At 35.7% G+C, this 20,604-nt stretch carries 20 protein-coding genes; 13 read left to right on the top strand and 7 right to left on the bottom strand.

Annotated features, from left to right (window positions below; genetic code table 11):
• Nucleotides 1-14 precede the first annotated feature (14 nt).
• Together BPMYX0001_RS16680 and BPMYX0001_RS16675 are read right to left on the bottom strand one after the other, a co-directional pair.
• Nucleotides 15-845 carry a protein-glutamine gamma-glutamyltransferase gene (locus tag BPMYX0001_RS16680; RefSeq protein ID WP_006095809.1) on the bottom strand — a complete coding sequence of 277 codons (831 nt, stop codon included), beginning with the start codon at nt 843-845 and terminating at the stop codon, nt 15-17.
• Nucleotides 846-920: 75 nt separating this feature from the next.
• Complete coding sequence (locus BPMYX0001_RS16675) at nt 921-2,393, bottom strand: aminotransferase class I/II-fold pyridoxal phosphate-dependent enzyme (RefSeq protein WP_016116071.1); 1,473 nt, start codon at nt 2,391-2,393, stop codon at nt 921-923.
• Nucleotides 2,394-3,078: 685 nt separating this feature from the next.
• On the opposite strand from BPMYX0001_RS16675, the gene BPMYX0001_RS16670 reads away from it, so the two are divergent.
• Complete coding sequence (locus tag BPMYX0001_RS16670) at nt 3,079-3,348, top strand: UPF0223 family protein (protein WP_003199680.1); 270 nt, start codon at nt 3,079-3,081, stop codon at nt 3,346-3,348.
• 79 nt (nt 3,349-3,427) lie between these two features.
• Here the strand turns inward: BPMYX0001_RS16670 and BPMYX0001_RS16665 are convergent, their stop codons facing one another.
• On the bottom strand, nt 3,428-4,054 hold the full coding sequence (locus BPMYX0001_RS16665) for a YktB family protein (RefSeq protein ID WP_018780883.1): 627 nt from the start codon (nt 4,052-4,054) through the stop codon (nt 3,428-3,430).
• 206 nt (nt 4,055-4,260) lie between these two features.
• On the opposite strand from BPMYX0001_RS16665, the gene BPMYX0001_RS16660 reads away from it, so the two are divergent.
• Both BPMYX0001_RS16660 and BPMYX0001_RS16655 read left to right on the top strand, forming a co-directional pair.
• On the top strand, nt 4,261-4,449 hold the full coding sequence (locus BPMYX0001_RS16660) for a hypothetical protein (protein WP_001250169.1): 189 nt from the start codon (nt 4,261-4,263) through the stop codon (nt 4,447-4,449).
• Between the two features lie 88 nt (nt 4,450-4,537).
• Nucleotides 4,538-5,329 (top strand): inositol monophosphatase family protein, encoded by a 792-nt coding sequence (locus BPMYX0001_RS16655; protein ID WP_006095808.1) that lies wholly within the window; start codon nt 4,538-4,540, stop codon nt 5,327-5,329.
• A 44-nt stretch (nt 5,330-5,373) separates the two neighbouring features.
• On the opposite strand, the gene BPMYX0001_RS16650 is transcribed toward BPMYX0001_RS16655, so the two are convergent.
• Complete coding sequence (locus tag BPMYX0001_RS16650) at nt 5,374-5,553, bottom strand: DUF5325 family protein (RefSeq protein WP_000400124.1); 180 nt, start codon at nt 5,551-5,553, stop codon at nt 5,374-5,376.
• A gap of 140 nt (nt 5,554-5,693) precedes the next feature.
• Between BPMYX0001_RS16650 and typA the strand changes: the two genes are divergently transcribed.
• The 3 genes from typA (at nt 5,694) to BPMYX0001_RS16635 (ending at nt 8,380) form a co-directional block, all read left to right on the top strand.
• Nucleotides 5,694-7,538 carry a translational GTPase TypA gene (typA, locus tag BPMYX0001_RS16645; protein ID WP_006095807.1) on the top strand — a complete coding sequence of 615 codons (1,845 nt, stop codon included), beginning with the start codon at nt 5,694-5,696 and terminating at the stop codon, nt 7,536-7,538.
• A 249-nt stretch (nt 7,539-7,787) separates the two neighbouring features.
• Nucleotides 7,788-8,090, top strand: a complete 303-nt coding sequence (locus tag BPMYX0001_RS16640; protein WP_006095806.1) for a YlaH-like family protein — start codon at nt 7,788-7,790, stop codon at nt 8,088-8,090.
• A 14-nt stretch (nt 8,091-8,104) separates the two neighbouring features.
• Nucleotides 8,105-8,380, top strand: coding sequence for a hypothetical protein (locus BPMYX0001_RS16635; RefSeq protein WP_006095805.1), 276 nt, complete (start codon nt 8,105-8,107; stop codon nt 8,378-8,380).
• 36 nt (nt 8,381-8,416) lie between these two features.
• Here BPMYX0001_RS16635 and BPMYX0001_RS16630 read toward each other — a convergent pair whose 3' ends face one another.
• On the bottom strand, nt 8,417-8,617 hold the full coding sequence (locus BPMYX0001_RS16630; protein WP_016116066.1) for a YlaI family protein: 201 nt from the start codon (nt 8,615-8,617) through the stop codon (nt 8,417-8,419).
• A 142-nt stretch (nt 8,618-8,759) separates the two neighbouring features.
• Between BPMYX0001_RS16630 and BPMYX0001_RS16625 the strand changes: the two genes are divergently transcribed.
• On the top strand, nt 8,760-9,215 hold the full coding sequence (locus BPMYX0001_RS16625) for a pyridoxamine 5'-phosphate oxidase family protein (protein WP_006095803.1): 456 nt from the start codon (nt 8,760-8,762) through the stop codon (nt 9,213-9,215).
• 277 nt (nt 9,216-9,492) lie between these two features.
• Complete coding sequence (locus BPMYX0001_RS16620) at nt 9,493-10,821, top strand: PhoH family protein (RefSeq protein ID WP_018764776.1); 1,329 nt, start codon at nt 9,493-9,495, stop codon at nt 10,819-10,821.
• A gap of 131 nt (nt 10,822-10,952) precedes the next feature.
• Here the strand turns inward: BPMYX0001_RS16620 and BPMYX0001_RS16615 are convergent, their stop codons facing one another.
• A complete protein-coding gene (locus BPMYX0001_RS16615; protein WP_006095802.1) occupies nt 10,953-11,450 on the bottom strand; it encodes a molybdopterin-binding protein in 498 nt (165 codons plus the stop codon).
• Nucleotides 11,451-11,603: 153 nt separating this feature from the next.
• Between BPMYX0001_RS16615 and BPMYX0001_RS16610 the strand changes: the two genes are divergently transcribed.
• The 3 genes from BPMYX0001_RS16610 to pyc all read left to right on the top strand — a co-directional run bounded on the left by BPMYX0001_RS16610 (nt 11,604) and on the right by pyc (nt 16,969).
• Entirely contained in the window at nt 11,604-11,888 is a 285-nt protein-coding gene (locus BPMYX0001_RS16610) for an Fpa/YlaN family protein (protein ID WP_006095801.1), read from the top strand.
• Nucleotides 11,889-12,014: 126 nt separating this feature from the next.
• On the top strand, nt 12,015-13,193 hold the full coding sequence (locus BPMYX0001_RS16605; RefSeq protein WP_006095800.1) for an FtsW/RodA/SpoVE family cell cycle protein: 1,179 nt from the start codon (nt 12,015-12,017) through the stop codon (nt 13,191-13,193).
• Between the two features lie 329 nt (nt 13,194-13,522).
• Nucleotides 13,523-16,969 carry a pyruvate carboxylase gene (pyc, locus tag BPMYX0001_RS16600; RefSeq protein WP_006095799.1) on the top strand — a complete coding sequence of 1,149 codons (3,447 nt, stop codon included), beginning with the start codon at nt 13,523-13,525 and terminating at the stop codon, nt 16,967-16,969.
• 75 nt (nt 16,970-17,044) lie between these two features.
• Here pyc and BPMYX0001_RS16595 read toward each other — a convergent pair whose 3' ends face one another.
• Nucleotides 17,045-17,992 (bottom strand): COX15/CtaA family protein, encoded by a 948-nt coding sequence (locus BPMYX0001_RS16595; protein WP_006095798.1) that lies wholly within the window; start codon nt 17,990-17,992, stop codon nt 17,045-17,047.
• Between the two features lie 500 nt (nt 17,993-18,492).
• Between BPMYX0001_RS16595 and cyoE the strand changes: the two genes are divergently transcribed.
• Together cyoE and coxB are read left to right on the top strand one after the other, a co-directional pair.
• A complete protein-coding gene (gene cyoE, locus BPMYX0001_RS16590; RefSeq protein WP_018780890.1) occupies nt 18,493-19,416 on the top strand; it encodes a heme o synthase in 924 nt (307 codons plus the stop codon).
• Between the two features lie 96 nt (nt 19,417-19,512).
• Nucleotides 19,513-20,562, top strand: a complete 1,050-nt coding sequence (coxB, locus tag BPMYX0001_RS16585; protein ID WP_018764771.1) for a cytochrome c oxidase subunit II — start codon at nt 19,513-19,515, stop codon at nt 20,560-20,562.
• Nucleotides 20,563-20,604 lie beyond the last annotated feature (42 nt).

Below are 20,604 nucleotides of genomic sequence, written 5' to 3'. Positions count from 1 at the left end.
TGCAGGCGCCTTTTTTAATAGATTGTAGTTGTATGACCAACCGTTGCAACAATTGCATCGTCCCTGATGGGAATAAATTTGAGTGTTGTTTGTAGATTATTAACAGAAGTATGTTGACTCATAAGACGGCTATCTATTCGTGTAATAAAATCTGTTAAATATGCTGAGATAAAAGCATAAGGAATTCTTCGTTCATTTAATAAATAAATGATTTGTTCTTTTGTTTGTACTCCTACACCGTGCCCATAAAAAAAGAAATTGCCTAAATAAATGGCATTCTCTCCTTGCCACTCAACCGAAGCTGGATTTACTTGTGGGTTTTTAAAGTAAACAAGATCGCCAGGAACGATATCCCCACCGGTTTTTGTCACCAGTTTTAAATCTTGATCATAATCCCATGTATATAGTAGAAGGTTTGCGAATAAGTGATTAAAGATTTGGTCATCATATAGAGCTAAAAGTGCTTTGTAAAAAATAATAATCATTGCTGTTGCACATTCTGTTCCGTATTTTTTTCCGTTTTTAAAAATATCTCGTATCGCGACGGAGGGTGGTACATATGGGAGTAGTTGAAACCCTCCCAGTGGTGTCCTTTGCCAAAATTCAGGGTTACAATAGGACTCTTGGAATGTACGGAATTGAAGTCCGCTTTGAAAGAGTTCTAAGGCAGATGTAATAATATGAATTCGTAAATTTAGATCGAAAATGAGTTCATCAGCCGTTCGGAATGCATATATTTCTTGATTTCCAGCCATAATGGCTAATATTTGTTGTTTCTCAGTAGCGAACGGTTCGTTTTCACTCGTGATATAAGGATGTACAATAGAACGACCAATCACAATCATAACTGTATCCCCACCTATACGTTACATTCTTTAGTATGGTATGAGTAAAAGAAAAAATGGTGAAAAAAAAGCCTATCAAATGATAGGCTTATATTCTTTAATAACGCGTAATGTTTGTAATGTCATGTCTTCGGGACCTTGTACTGGCAGACCCGCTTCTAAATTTTTATGAATGTAATCTAAGTTTTCTTGTGTAATAATTTCACCTGGAGTAAAGATTGGAATCCCTGGTGGATAAACCATTACAAAATCAGCTATAATGCGGCCAGCAGCATTTTCAAATGGGATGACCTCTGTCTCTGAATAAAAAGCATCTCGAGGAGAGAGGGCAAGTACAGGGATTTCTGGAATTTCAACTTGTACTTGAACACCTTTGTCCGCTCTATCTTTAAATGTAGTTGCTAGTTTTTGTAAGGCCTGGATGAGAATGTTGGTTTCATCCTCTGTATCCCCTAATGTAACGAGGCATAGAATGTTATATAAGTCCGAAAGCTCGACTTCAATGTTGTAATGTTCTCTTAACCATAATTCTGCCTCATGACCTGTAATACCTAAATTTTTGACAGATACAATCAGTTTTGTTGGATCATAACTAAATGTTGCATCCGTACCTAACATTTCTTTACCAGGGCAGTATAGGTTTTCAATCTTATTTACAGTATTGCGGACATGTTCAGCTAACTGAATTGTTTTTGTGATTAATTCTTGTCCTTCAGTCGCAAGGCGTTTTCTGGCAACATCTAAAGAAGCCAATAGAATATAAGAAGTTGATGTTGTTGTAAGCATGCTAATAATAGATTGGACATGTTTTACATTCACAAGACCTTCTTTTACATTTAAAATAGAACTTTGTGTTAAGGATCCTCCTAATTTATGGACACTTGTTGCTGCCATATCTGCACCAGCTTGCATGGCTGACATCGGTAGTTCCTCATGAAAATGAATATGAACACCGTGAGCTTCATCTACTAATACAGGTATATCGTAGGAATGAGCTAATTTTACAATTTGTTGTAAGTCTGCAGCAAATCCGAAATACGTTGGGTTAATAACAAGTAATCCTTTTGCATCTGAATGCTCCTCAAGTGCTTTTTTTACAGATTGAATCGTAATCCCGTGTGAAATACCGAGCTTCGGATCAATTTCAGGATGAATGAAAATTGGTTTTGCACCTGAGAAAATAATGGCTGACATTACAGATTTATGAACGTTTCGTGGTACAAGGATTTTATCACCTGGGCCACAAACGCTCATCACCATTGTCATAATTGCACCGCTTGTTCCCTGGACGGAAAAGAAAGTATGATCTGCACCGAACGCAGTCGCTGCTAAGTCTTGAGCCTCTTTAATCATACCTTTTGGATGATGTAAATCATCGAGCGGCGCGATATTAATTAAATCAATTGCTAATGCGTTATGCCCAATAAATTCGCGAAACATAGGATCCATTCCTTGTCCTTTTTTATGACCTGGGATATGGAATTGAATTGGATTTCGCTTACTGTGCTCTACTAAAGCGGTAAACAATGGTGTTTTGTATTGGGACAATCTATACACCCCTTCTTCTTTGTAATATTTATTATGAATTGTTTTATGTTTATCTTGTTCAATAAGAAAGTTATTTCCCCTGTATAGTTATATAACCGTCTATAAGAACTTGAATTGTTCTACTTACCATTCAAAAATCTTGTCATGGAAGCTTCACTTTATTTTCAATAAAACAAAAGCATTATATCACCAATGATTATATATGTATAGGTAAAATTATTATTTTTATTATATGCATAATTAGTAGTAAGTTTATTCTTTTATTCGTAGGTAGGAAGCTCTTGGCCCAAGGTTCAGAGAAAACGAAGAGATACGTCGAATCCTACAGATAGAGTTATATTTCATCCTATTAGTTGCAGTCAATAATATCTACCTCTTAAAAATCAGTGAAAGCAAAGAAATTAGGTGGGGGATAGAATGTACGTAAAAGCCCGATTGATCAGGGCTCATAATTAGTGAAGAATGCGAAAGAAATGATTGGAATTTCACTTTATCAGTGGTTCAGTTTCAAACAAGAAAGAAGACATATGTCTTTTATTGCTCTGTTGTCTTCAATATGAAGGGAGACAATTCCATAATAAAAGAGAAATAGTGTATAATGCAAAGTGGCTATAGCAAAGAAGGTTGAAAGTTTTATTTTTAAGGTAGCATAATGGTAGAAAATAAAAATGGATGAGGTGTACATATGGAATATCAATATCCACTTGATTATGATTGGTCAAATGATGAGATGATTGCAATCGTGACATTCTATGAGGCAATTGAAAAGGCATATGAAAAAGGTATCGTTAGAGAAGAATTGATGAGATTATATCGTCGTTTTAAAGAAATTGTACCGTCGAAAGCAGAAGAGAAGAAAATTGATAAAGAGTTTCAAGAGGTAAGTGGTTACTCTATATATCGGGCAATTCAAAAAGCGAAAGAAGTAGAAGAACAAAAGATTGTAAAAGTATAAAATATTTTGAAAATTTAAATTCAAAGTGCTATAATGGGATAACAACTAAAAACGGACAATGTACATTGTCCGTTTTCTACTATCGATTACAAATTTTATATAAAGGAAGGAGTGATTGCATCGTAGCTTCAACCTTTGTAAGAAATTGTTCATCAGTAAGTGTTGAAAATTCTTCTGGTGAGATGTGAATACCTACTAGTAACTCTGCTTTTTTTATAGTGGCTAAGCGTTCAATCATTTTTTGTAATTCATTTGCTTCAAGCATGTTATGCGGTTTTACACCTGGTTTAGTATGGTCAATGGACCAAACGAAGTCATTTGGTATATTTGTTTTTAAATCATTTAAATGTCCTAAGAAGGCATGAGCCGCTTCCACTTTCTGTGGACACTCATAGATTAAACCAAAGTATATGAAAGCGTGGGTTCCCCATAAACCGATTTGAAAATGTGGTAACATTTTATAACCGCGTTTATTTGTTGAAAAAGCAACCCAAGTATCGTTTGGTGGATTGACTTTACGACGTGCGTGTTTCGCTACATGATAGAAGAAAGTTTCACCAGTTTGTTCTGATAAATAATGAGAAAATTGTTCGCCTAGAGCTTCTAATTTAGGATGAATGTTTGTTTTAATAGCATTCATTCGCTCTTCAAGGCCATCAACAGAAAAGACTGCAAAGTCCTTTTCTTTAAATGTTTGTAATGTCATGACTGTTCCTCCAACTCCTAGTTTGTTTTTAATTTTAGCATAGCTTGTACTATTCATAAAAAAATCAGCATAAAAAATTCACGTAAAAAAATATAATTTTGTTGCATAGATGATTTATCCAACATAATATAGTATAAAACAAAAAATCAGAAAATTGAGTTAATTACAGTCCAAGGGCAGACGAATATTGGGAGGAGGCAATAAAAATGAGACAGGTGATTAATGCGTTAAAGAGAACAGATGCTGAAAAAAGAATTCCGGTGCTAAGATTGGAGTTAGATTATGAATTAGCAACGCTATACGATGCAATGATGGAAAATGATAATCAGAAAAAAGAAGAGTGCGTGCAAAAATTAGAAGTACTAAGACTTGAAATGATTCGTTTAGAAGCGTAATAATAGTATATGTATAAAAAATAAGTTGGTGCGAACCTTATAAAGGGTTCGTTTTTTCTGTGAACAGTATAGATCGGAGTGTTTAAACATGCAAGAGGTATGGAAAGAAATCGATACAAATGCAAAGCAGTGGATTCGAGAAGCTGGCGAGCGTTTAATGGCATCATTGCAAAAGACACTTATTGTAGAGACAAAATCAAATGCAGCTGATTTAGTAACAAATATGGATCGAGAAACAGAACAGTTCTTGATTGGAAAAATTAAACAAACATTCCCAGATCATTATATTTTAGGAGAAGAAGGGTATGGAGATGAGGTTGCTTCTTCGGATGGAGTTGTTTGGTTAATTGATCCAATTGATGGTACGATGAATTTTGTTCATCAAAAAAGAAACTTTGCGATTTCAATTGGCATTTATGAGAACGGTATCGGAAAAATCGGTCTTGTCTATGATCCGGTTCATGAAGAACTGTATCATGCTGTAAAAGGTGAAGGAGCTTTTTGTAATGATACATCCATTCCTACTCTTGAGAAAAGTACAGTGGAGCATGGAATAATTGCGTTAAATGCAACTTGGCTCACTGATAATCCATTACTTAATATGGAGAAAATGATGCAGCTTGTGAAAGTGGCAAGAGGGACACGATCATATGGATGTGCAGCGCTAGAAATGGTCTATGTTGCAACCGGAAGATTGGATGCTTACGTGACGCCACGATTATCTCCTTGGGATTTTGGCGGTGGAATGATTATTGTAGAAGAAGTTGGTGGTAAGGTGACGACATTTGCTGGCACTACTCTTTCTATCGTGGAAAAAAGCAGTGTATTAGTTGCGAAGCCGGGAGTATATGAAGAGTTACTACCATTTGTATCACAGTAACAAAAAAAGTAAGAGGCCAAGAAGTAGCTTCTTACTTTTTACTGTTACTGTGATTTGCGCATTTTGCGTTTTGTTATAAATCCATATCCAACTGTAACAAATGTGCCAATAATGCAAATAATAATACCGATGGGACTATTTTCAGCAATCATAATTCCAATGCCAATTAAGAAAATAACACCGATAATAGCCGTTAATAAAAAGCGATATTGAATGTGTTCCATATCTTCACCCTCCAATTTCATTTTACTTTCACAAAAGTAAGAATACAACTATATTTTCATTCTTGATTTTATTTTGATTGCCATTGTATCACCTTCGCTCTTATAATAGAGAAGGATTAAAAAGACACTAGGAGTTGGACATGTTGAAAAAACGACAAGATTTACGCAATATAGCAATTATCGCCCACGTTGACCATGGTAAAACAACACTTGTTGACCAATTATTACGTCAAGCGGGGACGTTCCGTGCAAATGAGCACGTAGAAGAGCGTGCAATGGATTCAAATGATTTAGAAAGAGAACGCGGTATTACCATTTTAGCGAAAAATACAGCGATTCACTATGAAGATAAACGAATTAACATTTTAGATACACCTGGACACGCTGACTTCGGTGGTGAAGTAGAGCGTATTATGAAAATGGTTGATGGTGTTTTACTTGTTGTTGATGCATACGAAGGTTGTATGCCTCAAACACGATTTGTTTTAAAGAAAGCATTAGAACAAAACTTAACTCCGATCGTGGTTGTAAACAAAATTGACCGTGACTTTGCTCGTCCTGATGAAGTGGTTGACGAAGTAATTGACTTATTCATTGAGCTTGGTGCAAACGAAGATCAATTAGAGTTCCCTGTTGTATTCGCGTCAGCAATGAATGGAACAGCAAGCTTAGATTCAAATCCAGCAAATCAAGAAGAGAATATGAAATCATTATTTGACACAATCATTGAACATATTCCAGCACCAATTGATAATAGCGAAGAGCCACTTCAATTCCAAGTAGCACTTCTTGATTACAATGACTATGTTGGCCGTATTGGGGTTGGCCGTGTATTCCGCGGTACAATGAAAGTAGGACAACAAGTAGCATTAATGAAGGTTGACGGAAGTGTAAAACAATTCCGTGTAACTAAATTATTTGGTTACATTGGATTAAAACGCCAAGAAATTGAAGAAGCAAAAGCTGGAGACTTAGTAGCTGTTTCAGGTATGGAAGACATCAACGTTGGTGAAACAGTATGTCCAGTTGAGCATCAAGAGGCATTACCATTACTACGTATCGATGAGCCAACATTACAAATGACATTCCTTGTAAATAACAGTCCATTTGCAGGTCGTGAAGGTAAATATATTACATCTCGTAAAATTGAAGAGCGTCTTCGTGCACAGCTAGAAACAGATGTAAGCTTACGTGTAGATAACACAGATTCTCCTGATGCATGGATTGTATCTGGACGTGGAGAGTTACACTTATCAATCTTAATTGAGAACATGCGTCGTGAAGGATATGAATTACAAGTATCTAAACCAGAAGTAATTATTAAAGATGTTGATGGTGTAAGATGTGAGCCTGTAGAGCGTGTACAAATTGACGTGCCAGAAGAGTATACTGGTTCTATTATGGAGTCAATGGGTGCACGTAAAGGTGAAATGTTAGATATGGTGAATAACGGAAACGGTCAAGTTCGTCTTACGTTTATGGTTCCAGCACGTGGCCTAATTGGTTATACAACAGAGTTCTTAACTTTAACACGTGGTTACGGTATTTTAAACCATACATTCGATAGCTATCAGCCAGTACATGCTGGACAAGTTGGTGGACGTCGCCAAGGTGTTCTAGTTTCACTTGAAACAGGAAAAGCATCACAATACGGTATTATGCAAGTTGAAGATCGTGGTGTAATCTTTGTTGAACCAGGTACAGAAGTATATGCAGGTATGATTGTTGGGGAGCATACACGTGAGAATGATTTAACAGTTAACGTTGTAAAAATGAAACAACAAACTAACATTCGTTCTGCAACAAAAGACCAAACGTCAACAATGAAAAAACCTCGTATCATGACATTAGAAGAGTCATTAGAATACTTAAATGACGATGAGTACTGTGAAGTAACACCAGAATCAATCCGTCTTCGCAAAAAGATTCTTGATAAGAGCGAGCGCGAAAGAGCTGCTAAGAAAAAGAAATCTGTAGAAGCGTAAAAGATAAAGCTGCCTTTTCATTAAAAAGGCAGCTTTTTTAATTTATTTATTTTTCGAAAATTTAATCTTTTGTCTAGACAGTATTTTTTCTACAAGGTAATCTTATAGTAGACAACATAGAATTTAAAAATTAAGAAGTAAGGCGCTGCTAGTTAGTTGAATGAATTTGGCCGATATGGATTATTTTCTATCTTTATTTTAGATAGGGGGATTTATATTCATCTTTGCTAGATGAAGGGGAGAAGTATAATGCTAGAGAGAATGTCATTTTTTGCAAAGTTATACAATGTAGATGTGAATCCAGAAGTAGGGATGTGGCAGCTTTACGGTACAATGATTATACTAAGTGCACTCGTATATAAATTAGGATTTGCTAGGAAGTTACCGTTACTAAAAAACATTGTGATTTATGTATCCTTAGCAATTGGATGTACAGTTTTAACTTTTTTGGGAGTGTTTTTACCAGTAGGAGAAGGACTTGTTGTGACAGCGATTGTATTCGGTATTTATAGATTACGCTTACGCCAAGCAAAGCAACAAAGATTGGGTTAAAGGGGGGATGTTTCATGCGTTCTGTACAAGATGCGTTATATAATTGGCTAACAATTAAAACTGTCGCGGAAGCACGCCCGCATGATGCAGCTGCGCAAGAAACATATTTACTGTTTCATCACATGTTACATGAAGATCATCAATTAAGAGATATAACGGTGGAAAAAAAAGAAGATATGTATTTGGTTACATATGAACAAGAAGGAGAAAAATATTCTACAAGATTTCCGATAGAGCTTATAGATTGTTTCTTAGATCAAATGAAACGAGAGCCGGAGAAATATAAATAAGCCCTCATCTGAATGATTAAGGACTTATTTGACAGTTTACCACTCATCTTCTATTGTTTTATCACGATATAAGTGGAAATTTCCAGTTGCATGGCGTTCCATTGTACGTTCTGCAATACGTTCTGTGCATTCCATGCACATATATGTATGAATAGGACGGTTACGAAGCCTTTTGGCCATAGGATTTTCGTCATCTAACTCTTCTTTTTTATCACAAAGCATGCATTTGACTCTCATTTCGTCACCTCAATACAAATTCTATCGATATAAGTATATCATGTAAATTTGATATTTTTGAACTATAGGGGGAAAAAATAATATTTTCGCAATTCGAAAAATAAGTTATCATTAAGATAAATAAAATTTTGGAGGTGGAAATATGGCAAATGTAGTAGAACCTACATTGACAGATTCTTTAGTTCAATCTTTACGTGAAGGACGTATTATAACAATTGCAACAATTGATTTTGAAAAGGCTGTTCCGAATGTAAGTGCTATTTCATGGGTATATGCAATAAATGAGACAAGTATTCGATTTGCGATTGATCAACGCTCTCGTATTGCGGAAAATTTGCGCCATCATGCAGGGATTGTACTCACTGTAATGGCAAATGAATCTGTATTTTCCATTAGCGGTGAAGCAAAGATTTTAAAGGAGAGATTGGATGGCAGTCCACTCAAATTAACTGTAGTAGAAGTATCTGTTCAAGAAGTACGTGATGTTATGTTTTATGGAGCAAAGCTTGCTTCGGAACCAACATATGAAAAAACATATGATCCTCGTGCTGCTGAAACACTTGATAATCAAGTGTTAACGGCGATGAAAGAATTGTAGAAAAGTGGATGAACACTATGGTTGTTCATCCTTTTCTGCTATTTTAACCTGAGTGAATAAGGAATCTTTGCTGCATGTTAGAATATAAATTTTGACGAATGAATACGATACCTAGTTATGAATGAGAAAAATGATTAAAAAAAGTTTTAATTTATATGAATTTCGATTCTGCCTCGTTAATACATTACATATAATTATAACAATGGTTCGTCCATATCATGATTATGGATGAAACCCTTGTTCTACAAATTTAAAAGTGGAGTCAGGGGGTAACAGGTTGGATAAAATTTATGTGTTAGATACGAATGTACTTTTGCAGGATCCTTTATCTATTTTTTCTTTTGAAACAAATGAGGTAGTGATTCCAGCAGTTGTATTAGAAGAGGTTGATTCGAAAAAACGCTACATGGATGAAGTCGGACGAAATGCTCGTTATGTATCTAAATTGATAGATAAATTTCGCGAATTAGGAAAACTGCATGAGAGTATACCCCTTGAAAATGGAGGGACATTTCGTATTGAATTAAACCATCGCTCATTTGTTCAACTGCAAGATATTTTTGTTGAAAAAACAAACGATAATCGTATTTTAGCTGTTGCGAAAAATTTATTCTTAGAAGAGCAAGAGAAAGAGAATGGAAAGTCTGTCATTTTAGTAAGTAAAGATGTACTTGTGAGAGTAAAAGCAGATGCTCTTGGTTTACAAGCTGAAGATTATTTAAGTGATCGTGTAATTGAAGTAGAAAATATATATTCAGGTTTTTTAGAAGGTTACATATCAAAAGAACAGCTCAATTATTTTTATGAAAAAGGAGAATTTCCTTTATCGGAAATTGCAAATCATCCATTTTATCCAAATCAATTTATCGTGATGAAAGATGCATTAGGTGGTTCTAGCTCTGCACTTGGAATTGTTGATTATTCAGGGAAAAAAGTGAAGAAACTTATTTTTCATAATGAGCAAGTTTGGGGAATACGTCCACGGAATGTGCAGCAAATTATGGGATTAGAATTGTTGCTTCGTGAAGATATTCCACTCGTAACGTTAACAGGGAAAGCAGGAACTGGTAAAACATTACTCGCGTTAGCTGCTGGTCTTATGCAAACGGAGGATTTAGGATTGTACAAAAAACTCCTTGTTGCTCGGCCGATTGTTCCAGTTGGTAAGGATATCGGATATTTACCAGGAGAAAAAGAAGAAAAGTTAAGACCGTGGATGCAACCAATTTTCGATAATCTAGAGTATTTATTTAATACAAAAAAACCAGGCGAATTAGATGCGATTTTAGCGGGTATGGGTTCAATTGAAGTAGAGGCGCTTACTTATATACGAGGACGAAGTATTCCAGATCAATTTATTATTATTGATGAGGCGCAAAATTTAACGAAACATGAAGTGAAAACAATATTAACAAGGGTTGGAGAAAAAAGTAAAATTGTATTAATGGGAGATCCACAACAAATTGATCATCCTTACTTAGATGAATATAATAATGGTTTAACGTATGTTGTAGAGAAATTTAAAGAACAAAAAATTAGCGGACATGTAAAGTTTGTAAAAGGAGAGCGTTCTAATTTAGCACAACTAGCAGCGGACTTATTATAAAGTGAAACTTTAATCAGTGAGGGATTTCATCAACCGAAGTCTAACTGTTTTGCTGTTGTTAAATTTTGAGGTGGGAATACTTCTGACCGCAAAGAGTGGAAAAAAAGGAGTGGCTTTTGCCTACTCCTTTTTTAAATAATTGTAAACTTACGGATATTTCGAATTGGATTGTTTATATTAGAGCCGTCACCAAAGTAAAGGTGGACAGGTCCATCTTCTCGTAATGGTTTTCCATCTTTTGAAAATCCAAGAATAACATTGTTTGCTTCTTCTAATGAAAGTGTGATTGAATCATGCAATGTGTGGATTTCAACATGTGTTGCTTCAGCTGTAATTTCAGCATTTTTGAAAAAGGGATGAAGTGGTATGCCAAACGTTCCTGTAATAAGCTGTTCCTTTTTAAATTTTTTTACGCTTTTTTGAATAGGTGGAAAAGCGGCACCATCACGGATTTCACGATCCCAATGTTCGGAAGTGTGCTTGAGATAGTCTTCTAATTCTGATTTTTCTTCTTTCGTTTCGGTGAAGTAAGTTGTTAAATCTACTTTTCGATCATCAAAAATCCAAACGCTTGGGTCAAGTGTGATCGGAAAGCGTACTTTTCCATTTATAAATAAAATTTCACTCATTGTTGTTCCCCCATTTGTATTATGCTCCCACTTTTCAGTATAATAGCATTAGACACGATTGTCACAAAAAATGTTTCTATTGCAATTTATTAAAACTATCGCTAATATTAATAGATAGGATAGAAGAGTAGGACGGAAACGGAGGGAATCAATTTGGCGTCTGAGACAGTAGCAAATCATCAGGAAAAGGCACTTGCCCTTCTAAAAGCGGATGCGGAGAAGATTTTAAGACTTATTAAGGTGCAAATGGACCACCTTACGATGCCGCAATGTCCATTATATGAAGAAGTGTTGGACACGCAAATGTTTGGACTATCCCGTGAAGTTGACTTTGCGGTTCGTCTTGGTCTTATTACAGAAGAGCAAGGGAAAGAAATGTTAGGAGAGCTCGAACGGGAATTATCAGCACTTCATGAAGCATTTACAAACAAACAATAATAAAGGGTTCAAATAAGGGGGCTCAAACTGACTAAGTTTGAGCTTTTTATTTGTATAATAAAGCAGGAAGAATTCCAATACATATGGAATACAACAATTAAACTGAAAACAGAAAGAGGATATTGAATGAAAAAAGTATGGAAGTCAATGGATTATTCATTATTGCTTCCTCTTGTTATTTTATGTGTACTGGGAGTTATAATGGTATACAGTTCTAGCTCTATTGTAGCAATTACAAGGCATGAAAAACCGGCCGATTTCTTTTTTAATAAGCAATTATTAGCTCTAGCTATTGGAACCGTAGGGTTAGGAATTATCGTTGCTATTCCGTACCACGTTTGGAGAAAACGAATTGTTTTGTTATTAATGATGACAGGTAGTATTGGATTGCTAGCGTTAGCATTATTGATTGGAAAGAAAGTAAATGGTGCGCAAGCATGGGTGCTTGGTATACAGCCCGCTGAATTTGTTAAAATTGCTATCATTATTGTACTCGCGCGTTTCTTTGCGAGAAGGCAAGAAACTGATACTTCAGTTTGGAAGGGATCAGCAGGTACGATTATGTTTATAGGATTAATATTGTTTTTAATTCGTAAACAAAATGATTTAGGAACAGTTTTGTTAATCATAGGTATTGTCGGAATTATGTTTCTTTGTTCAGGGATTCCGATTAACAAGTGGATAAAGCGTCTTGCATTAAGCACAATTGTATGGATTCCGCTTTTATACTTAGTTGGTAATTATGCATTGAAACCTTATCAAAAAGCACGTTTTGCGGTGTTTTTAAATCCATTTGATGATCCACAGGGTGATGGATTTCAGCTGGTGAATTCCTTTATTGGAATTGCTTCAGGTGGACTGAATGGTAGAGGACTTAGTAATAGTATACAAAAATTTGGGTATTTACCTGAGCCGCATACAGACTTTATTATGGCGATCATATCTGAGGAACTTGGTTTTGTCGGTGTAGCGATTGTTTTAATTAGTTTGTTACTTATTATTATTCGTGCATTGCGAATTGCTCAAAAGTGTAAGGATCCATTTGGAAGTTTAATTGCTATAGGTATTGCTAGCCTGTTTGGGGTGCAAACGTTTGTTAACATTGGTGGTATGTCTGGGCTAATGCCTCTTACTGGTGTGCCTTTGCCGTTTGTCAGTTATGGTGGTAGTTCTTTAATGGCGAATCTATTTGCAATGGGTATATTGTTGAACTTAGGGAGTTATGTGAAACGACAAGAGAAGCAACAAAAAGAAATATATGAGAAAAAACAACAAGGTGAGCCACATCTTGTTGTTGTGAAATAAAAAGGTTTTGTGTTTGATGACACAAAACCTTTTTATTATGTTGTTTTTTAATAAGTTATACTTTGTTTGGTTTAAATAACAATAGTGTGTCATAAATATTTTAATGTGTTATACAATAAAACTGTCAGAAAAAGAAGAGTTGTGCTATACTATTTTTGTGAAACAAATTGATCAGAAAACTTATCATTTGTTAAAAAATAAGGTATGATGTATAAAAATAAGGTGAAGCTTTCCGAGTATAGTTTAGAAAAGAAAGTGAAGAACTTCACGCTTTTAGAGCGTGTACCTATTTAATCTCTAAAGTGGTAGGAAAGTAGAGGGGGAAAATCATGACAAAGCTGCAACGTATTCAAAAAGTTTTAGTAGCTAACCGTGGAGAAATTGCAATTCGTGTATTCCGAGCTTGTTCAGAACTTGGATTAAATACAGTTGCAATTTATTCAAAAGAGGATAGCGGTTCTTACCATCGCTATAAAGCGGATGAATCTTATTTAGTGGGAGAAGGCAAAAAACCAATCGATGCTTACCTTGATATTGAAGGTATTATTGAGATTGCAAAAAGCAATCACGTGGATGCAATTCACCCTGGATATGGTTTCTTGTCAGAAAATATCCAATTTGCTAGACGTTGTGAAGAAGAAGGAATTATCTTTATCGGACCAAAGAGCAAACATTTAGATATGTTTGGAGATAAAGTAAAAGCAAGAACACAAGCGCAATTAGCAAATATTCCAGTTATTCCGGGCAGCGATGGACCTATTAATTCACTAGAAGAAGTTGAAGAGTTTGCTAAGAAGTATGATTACCCGATAATTATTAAAGCATCACTTGGTGGTGGTGGCCGCGGTATGCGTATTGTACGTAGCGGTGATGAATTAAAAGAATCTTATGATCGTGCAAAATCAGAAGCGAAAGCAGCTTTTGGTAATGATGAAGTGTATGTTGAAAAATTCGTTGAAAAACCTAAACATATAGAAGTTCAAATATTAGCAGATGAAGAAGGAAATGTTGTGCATTTATATGAGCGTGATTGCTCTGTACAACGTCGTCATCAAAAAGTAGTTGAAATTGCGCCAAGCGTGTCACTTTCAGATGATCTTCGTCATCGTATTTGTGAAGCAGCGGTACAGTTAACGAAAAATGTAAATTATTTAAATGCTGGTACGGTTGAGTTCCTTGTAAAAGGCGATGACTTTTATTTCATTGAAGTAAATCCACGTGTTCAAGTAGAACATACAATTACAGAGATGATTACAGGCATTGATATTGTTCAGTCACAAATTTTAATTGCAGATGGACACGCTTTACATAGCCCAATCGTAAGTATACCAAAACAAGAAGACGTTATTGTGCATGGTTATGCGATTCAATCTCGTGTAACAACAGAAGATCCGCTTAATAATTTTATGCCTGATACAGGGAAAATTATGGCGTATCGTTCTGGTGGTGGTTTTGGCGTTCGTCTTGACACAGGTAACAGTTTCCAAGGGGCTGTTATTACACCGTACTATGATTCATTACTTGTAAAAGTAACAACTTGGGCGCTTACATTTGAACAAGCAGCTGCGAAAATGGAGCGCAACTTAAAAGAGTTTCGTATTCGTGGGATTAAAACAAACATTCCATTCTTAGAGAATGTAGTAAAACATAAAAACTTCTTGTCAGGGGAATATGATACGTCATTTATTGATGCATCACCTGAACTGTTCGTGTTTCCAAAACGTAAAGATCGTGGAACAAAGATGTTAAGTTATGTTGGTACGGTAACAGTAAATGGTTTCCCAGGAGTAGGGAAGAAAGAGAAGCCAATTTTCCCAGATGCACGTATACCAAATGTAAAACATTATGAATCGATTCAAGATGGAACAAAACAAATTTTAGACGAACGCGGAGCGGATGGATTAGTAAAATGGGTGCAAGATCAAAAACGTGTACTTTTAACAGATACAACATTCCGAGATGCACACCAATCATTACTTGCAACACGGATTCGTACAAAAGATTTAAACCAAATTGCTGAACCGACAGCTAGAATGTTACCGAATTTATTCTCAGCGGAAATGTGGGGCGGTGCAACGTTTGATGTTGCGTATCGTTTCTTAAAAGAAGATCCATGGGAACGATTATTAGAACTTCGTGAAAGAATGCCAAATGTTTTATTCCAAATGCTTCTTCGTTCATCAAATGCGGTTGGTTATAAAAACTATCCAGATAATTTAATTCAAAAATTTGTAGAATGTTCAGCGCAAGCTGGTATCGATGTATTCCGTATTTTTGATAGCTTAAACTGGGTGGAAGGTATGAGAGTTGCAATTGATGCTGTAAGAGAGAGTGGCAAAATTGCAGAGGCAACAATGTGTTATACAGGGGATATCCATGACCCAATGCGCAGTAAATATGACTTAAATTATTATAAAAACTTAGCGAAAGAATTGGAAGCGTCAGGAGCACATATTCTAGGTATTAAAGATATGGCTGGATTATTAAAACCAAATGCAGCCTATGATTTAGTTTCTGCTTTAAAAGAAACGGTATCGATTCCGATTCACCTTCATACGCATGATACAAGTGGAAATGGTGTTTTAACGTATACGAAAGCAATTGAAGCAGGTGTTGATATTGTCGATGTAGCTGTAAGCTCAATGGCAGGTCTAACATCACAACCAAGTGCAAATACGTTATATTATGCGCTAGGTGGAAATGAAAGACAACCAGATGTTAATGTGAATTCATTAGAAAAACTTTCACATTACTGGGAGGATGTTCGTAAATATTATGCACCATTTGAAAGTGGTATGAATGCACCTCATACAGAGGTATATATGCATGAAATGCCAGGTGGCCAATATAGTAACCTTCAACAACAAGCGAAAGCAGTTGGTTTAGGAGACCGATTTGATGAAGTGAAAGTGATGTATCGCCGTGTAAATGATATGTTTGGTGATATTGTAAAAGTAACACCATCATCAAAAGTTGTTGGCGACATGGCGCTATTTATGGTACAAAATCACCTTACAGAACAAGACATTTTTGAGCGTGGACATTCTTTAGATTTCCCAGGTTCTGTTGTGGAAATGTTCTCTGGAGATCTTGGACAACCATATGGTGGCTTCCCGAAAGAATTACAAAAAATCATTTTAAAAGGGAAAGAGCCATTAACAGTAAGACCAGGGGAATTGTTAGAACCAGTGGACTTCGATGCTTTAAAAGAAGAGTTGTTCCATAAACTTGGACGTGAAGTAACGATTTTTGATGTTGTTGCATATGCATTATATCCAAAAGTATTTATGGATTATGAAAAAGTCGCTGGGCTTTATGGAAACGTGTCTGTACTCGATACGCCAACATTCTTCTATGGTATGAGGCTTGGTGAAGAAATTGGTGTGGAAATTGAACGTGGTAAAACATTAATGGTTAAATTAGTATCAATTGGTGAACCACAACCAGATGGGACACGTGTACTTTACTTTGAATTTAACGGGCAACCGCGTGAAATTGTTGTGAAAGATGAAGGTGTTAAATCAACAGTCGCGCAGCGTGTGAAAGGGAATCGTGAGAATCCAAATCATATTAGTGCAACAATGCCGGGAACGGTCATTAAAGTTGTTGTAAATGAAGGTGATGAAGTGAAAAAAGGCGATTCCATGGCAATTACAGAAGCGATGAAGATGGAAACGACGGTTCAGGCGCCATTCAATGGAAAAGTGAAGAAAGTATATGTAAAAGATGGAGATGCGATTCAAACAGGCGATTTACTTATTGAACTAGAACAATAATAATAAAGAAAAGAGTTGCTTGAAGGCAGCTCTTTTCTTTATATAAAAATAATAACTTGCCACAGTGGCAAGTTATTAAAACGATTGTTTATTTTGCGTTGTAGTTGATGGGTGTGCCTCTTTTGCATTTGCTGTGCTTCGTGTACCTAACATGACTAAATAGCATAATACAGCAAAGAGACAAGAAATAAAGAGTGAATGTAACAATGCCATTGATAAACTTGCATTAGTATAAACGACTAAAATACCAACAACTGCTTGAAGTGTAACGAGAATAAATGAGATAATCCATCCCCAATATACAACCTGGTGCTGTTTATAGTGACGAATAGCAACAATCATTGCGTATAGGATCCAAGCAAATATTAATATTGCGGCAACCCTGTGTCCCATTTGAACCCATTCATGCAATTGAGTAGGCCATGGTCTGTTTTTACTACAAAGTGGAAAGTCTGGACAAGCTAAACTTGCACGCTCGTGACGTACTAAAGCTCCTGTATAGACGACAATATAACTGTAAATTGTTACACCGTAAATATGAAATTTCATTTTTTTGTCCATGATGAGAGAACGTGCATCGAATTTTTTGTCGATTTCAAAAATAAGGCACGTTAGTAAAATGACAGAAGCAAACGAAATTAAAGAAATACCAAAATGAATAGCTAATACAGCAGGTACTTGTCCCCAAACAACTGCGGCAGCTCCCATGAGTGCTTGTGCCACTAAAAATACGAAAGATAAAACAGCTAGCGTTTTTGTTTCACGTACATGTTTATAATATTTCCAGGATAGGATACAAAGAAGTGTAACGAGAATCCCTGCCGATCCGGATGTTAAGCGGTGACTTAGTTCAATAATCGTTTCCATTGATAGATTAGAGGGAACGAGTTCACCATTACAAAGTGGCCAGGATTTACCGCATCCTTGACCTGAACCTGTTTTTGTAACTAAAGCCCCTCCTAATAAAACCCCTAGTAAGTCGAGGCTTGTAATGACTGCTAACCATTTAATAAAGCGTTGCAATCTGTTTCACCATCTTTCTGTTATGAAGTTATTGCGAAATATTTTCATTCCATCAATTTTATAGAACAAAACGCGCTACAGTCCTATGATATATAAAAAATAATAAAATAGCAAAGAAATGGAGAGAGGGGATAAAGAGTTTGGAATAAGAAAAAAACGGGATTTTAATTACATATTTTAGGAGAAATCATTTCTGTTATAAAAAGAAATGGGAAGAATATATGCTAAATATGACAAAATAGTTTATTATAGAAGGTAACCTCATGTTATGATTAGGAAGTAATGGGAGAAACTTTTTTGTTATCCGACACAAAAAGTTCACGTTTTCTTCACAAATTGTTAGGGAAATATGATTTAATATACTCGAGTATGAGCGTAGATTAGTAGTAGAGTGAGAAAACAACATTTCTACTGTAATAATATTGCTATATAGAAGCGTAATACTTTTGTAAAGTAAAGACGCGAAAGAAGGATGAAAGTTTTAAGAGGGGGTTGAAATGATGAACCATGCAACAAGTGAGCTGCATGATGAGTCAGCTATAACAAATGTGCCGGAAACAACACGTGTACAAGATTTATTAGCGCTCGTTAAGATGGGGATTGTAAACTCGAATACACTTACGGTATTTACAGGATTTTGGTTGGCTTTACATTTTAATGGATTAAATGCTGTTAACCATTTGGATAAAATGTTCTTTACAATTGTCGGCTCGGCTTTAATTATGGCAGGATCATGTAGCTTGAATAACTATATTGATCGGGATATCGATCACTTAATGGAACGGACAAAAAATCGTCCGACAGTAACAGGAAAATATAAACCTGGTTTTGCGTTAACATTAGGTATGACTTTATTGCTTCTTGGTTTTGTATTCTTGTTATTTACAACACCAATGGCAGCAATTATAGGTTTCATCGGTGCTTTCACATACGTTGTTTTGTATTCATTATGGACAAAACGAGCATATACACTTAATACAGTAGTAGGTAGTGTATCTGGAGCAGTTCCACCTTTAATTGGTTGGGCAGCAGTTGATCCTAGTTTAGATCATCCAATTGCTTGGATGCTATTTTTAATTATGTTTATTTGGCAAATCCCACATTTCCTCGCGTTAGCGATGAAACGTGTTGATGAATATCGAAATGCAGGTATTCCCATGCTTCCTGTTGTACATGGATTTGATATTACAAAACGTCAAATCATGATTTGGACAGTATGTTTATTACCATTACCATTTTATATGAGTGGACTGGGAGTAACATTTATGGTAATTGCAACATTGCTTAACATTGGATGGATCGTATTAGGATTCTATGGATTCCGTAAGAAGGATGACATAAAATGGTCCGTACAAATGTTTGTCTACTCCTTGAATTACTTGACAATCTTATTTGTGTCAATGATTGTAGTTACATTCTTCTAAGACAACGACATGAGGGGATTTCTTTACGTTGAGATTTACTTTACTTACTATAAATAAAGTACAATCTAATTCACAAAGAAAGTGGGGGTTGTTTGTATGAAGAAACAGTGGCGACTGCTTTCATTCGTTTCACTGCTGGCTTTACTGTTAGGGGGATGCGGTAAAGCCTTTCAATCTACTTTAATTCCGCAAGGTGAAGTAGCAAAAATGCAATATGATTTACTCTTGTTAGCAAGTGCAATTATGGTAGGTGTCGTACTTGTAGTTACTATTATTTTCTTGTATGTAATTGTGCGTTTCCGACAAAAGAAGGGTCAAGAAGATTATATCCCAAAGCAAGTTGAAGGAAATCACAAACTAGAAATTATATGGACAGTCATTCCGATTATTCTTTTGCTGATATTGGCTGTTCCAACTGTTACATATACATTCAAACTTGCTGATGTAAGTGCGATGGAGAAAAAGAATATTGATAAAGACACAATCGTTGTTGATGTAACAGCGAATCTTTATTGGTGGGAATTTTCTTATAAATCAGAAAAGATAGTAACTTCGCAAGACCTAGTTATCCCCACAGGTAAAAAAGTATATTTGAATTTGAAAGGTGCTGACATTAAACATTCGTTTTGGGTCCCATCTTTAGCTGGGAAAATGGATACGAATACGGATAATGTCAATAAAATGTGGTTAAAGGCAGATAAATCAGGAACTTATAATGGTTTTTGTACAGAATTTTGTGGCCCATCACATTCTTTAATGCAATTTAAAGTAAAGGCTCTTGATGAAAGCGAGTACAAAGATTGGATTGCTGATATGAAGAAACTTGATGGTAAGAAGGAAGTTTCTTCTCCAAAAGAACAAGAAGGTCAAGAAATATTCAACAAAAGCTGTATTGGTTGTCATGCAACTGGATCAAATGATAGTAGACCACCTTCTGCACGTATCGCACCAAACCTAGCAAACTTTGCTGATCGCGATATGGTTGCCGGCATTGCTGAAAATAATGAAGAAAACGTAAAAAAATGGTTAAAGGATCCTGAAAATATGAAGCCAGGAAATAAAATGACTGGTAAATATGGCAACTTAACGGACGGTCAAGTAGATGCATTAAATGCATATTTGAAAACGTTAAAAGTTGAGAAGTAAAGAGGGATTATTTGCGAAGGGGAGGTTGAAAACGTGAGTTCT

Source organism: Bacillus pseudomycoides DSM 12442 (assembly GCF_000161455.1).
Taxonomy (GTDB): Bacteria; Bacillota; Bacilli; order Bacillales; family Bacillaceae_G; genus Bacillus_A; species Bacillus_A pseudomycoides.
This window is presented reverse-complemented; position numbering and strand designations above follow the sequence as displayed.

Excerpts from the sequence above, each read along its gene's own strand:
- BPMYX0001_RS16680 (WP_006095809.1), bottom strand. The coding sequence starts at position 845 with ATGATTGTGATTGGTCGTTCTATTGTACATCCTTATATCACGAGTGAA.
- BPMYX0001_RS16670 (WP_003199680.1), top strand. The coding sequence starts at position 3,079 with ATGGAATATCAATATCCACTTGATTATGATTGGTCAAATGATGAGATG.
- BPMYX0001_RS16665 (WP_018780883.1), bottom strand. The coding sequence starts at position 4,054 with ATGACATTACAAACATTTAAAGAAAAGGACTTTGCAGTCTTTTCTGTT.
- BPMYX0001_RS16660 (WP_001250169.1), top strand. The coding sequence starts at position 4,261 with ATGAGACAGGTGATTAATGCGTTAAAGAGAACAGATGCTGAAAAAAGA.
- BPMYX0001_RS16655 (WP_006095808.1), top strand. The coding sequence starts at position 4,538 with ATGCAAGAGGTATGGAAAGAAATCGATACAAATGCAAAGCAGTGGATT.
- BPMYX0001_RS16650 (WP_000400124.1), bottom strand. The coding sequence starts at position 5,553 with ATGGAACACATTCAATATCGCTTTTTATTAACGGCTATTATCGGTGTT.
- typA (WP_006095807.1), top strand. The coding sequence starts at position 5,694 with ATGTTGAAAAAACGACAAGATTTACGCAATATAGCAATTATCGCCCAC.
- BPMYX0001_RS16640 (WP_006095806.1), top strand. The coding sequence starts at position 7,788 with ATGCTAGAGAGAATGTCATTTTTTGCAAAGTTATACAATGTAGATGTG.
- BPMYX0001_RS16635 (WP_006095805.1), top strand. The coding sequence starts at position 8,105 with ATGCGTTCTGTACAAGATGCGTTATATAATTGGCTAACAATTAAAACT.
- BPMYX0001_RS16630 (WP_016116066.1), bottom strand. The coding sequence starts at position 8,617 with ATGAGAGTCAAATGCATGCTTTGTGATAAAAAAGAAGAGTTAGATGAC.
- BPMYX0001_RS16625 (WP_006095803.1), top strand. The coding sequence starts at position 8,760 with ATGGCAAATGTAGTAGAACCTACATTGACAGATTCTTTAGTTCAATCT.
- BPMYX0001_RS16615 (WP_006095802.1), bottom strand. The coding sequence starts at position 11,450 with ATGAGTGAAATTTTATTTATAAATGGAAAAGTACGCTTTCCGATCACA.
- BPMYX0001_RS16605 (WP_006095800.1), top strand. The coding sequence starts at position 12,015 with ATGAAAAAAGTATGGAAGTCAATGGATTATTCATTATTGCTTCCTCTT.
- pyc (WP_006095799.1), top strand. The coding sequence starts at position 13,523 with ATGACAAAGCTGCAACGTATTCAAAAAGTTTTAGTAGCTAACCGTGGA.
- cyoE (WP_018780890.1), top strand. The coding sequence starts at position 18,493 with ATGAACCATGCAACAAGTGAGCTGCATGATGAGTCAGCTATAACAAAT.
- coxB (WP_018764771.1), top strand. The coding sequence starts at position 19,513 with ATGAAGAAACAGTGGCGACTGCTTTCATTCGTTTCACTGCTGGCTTTA.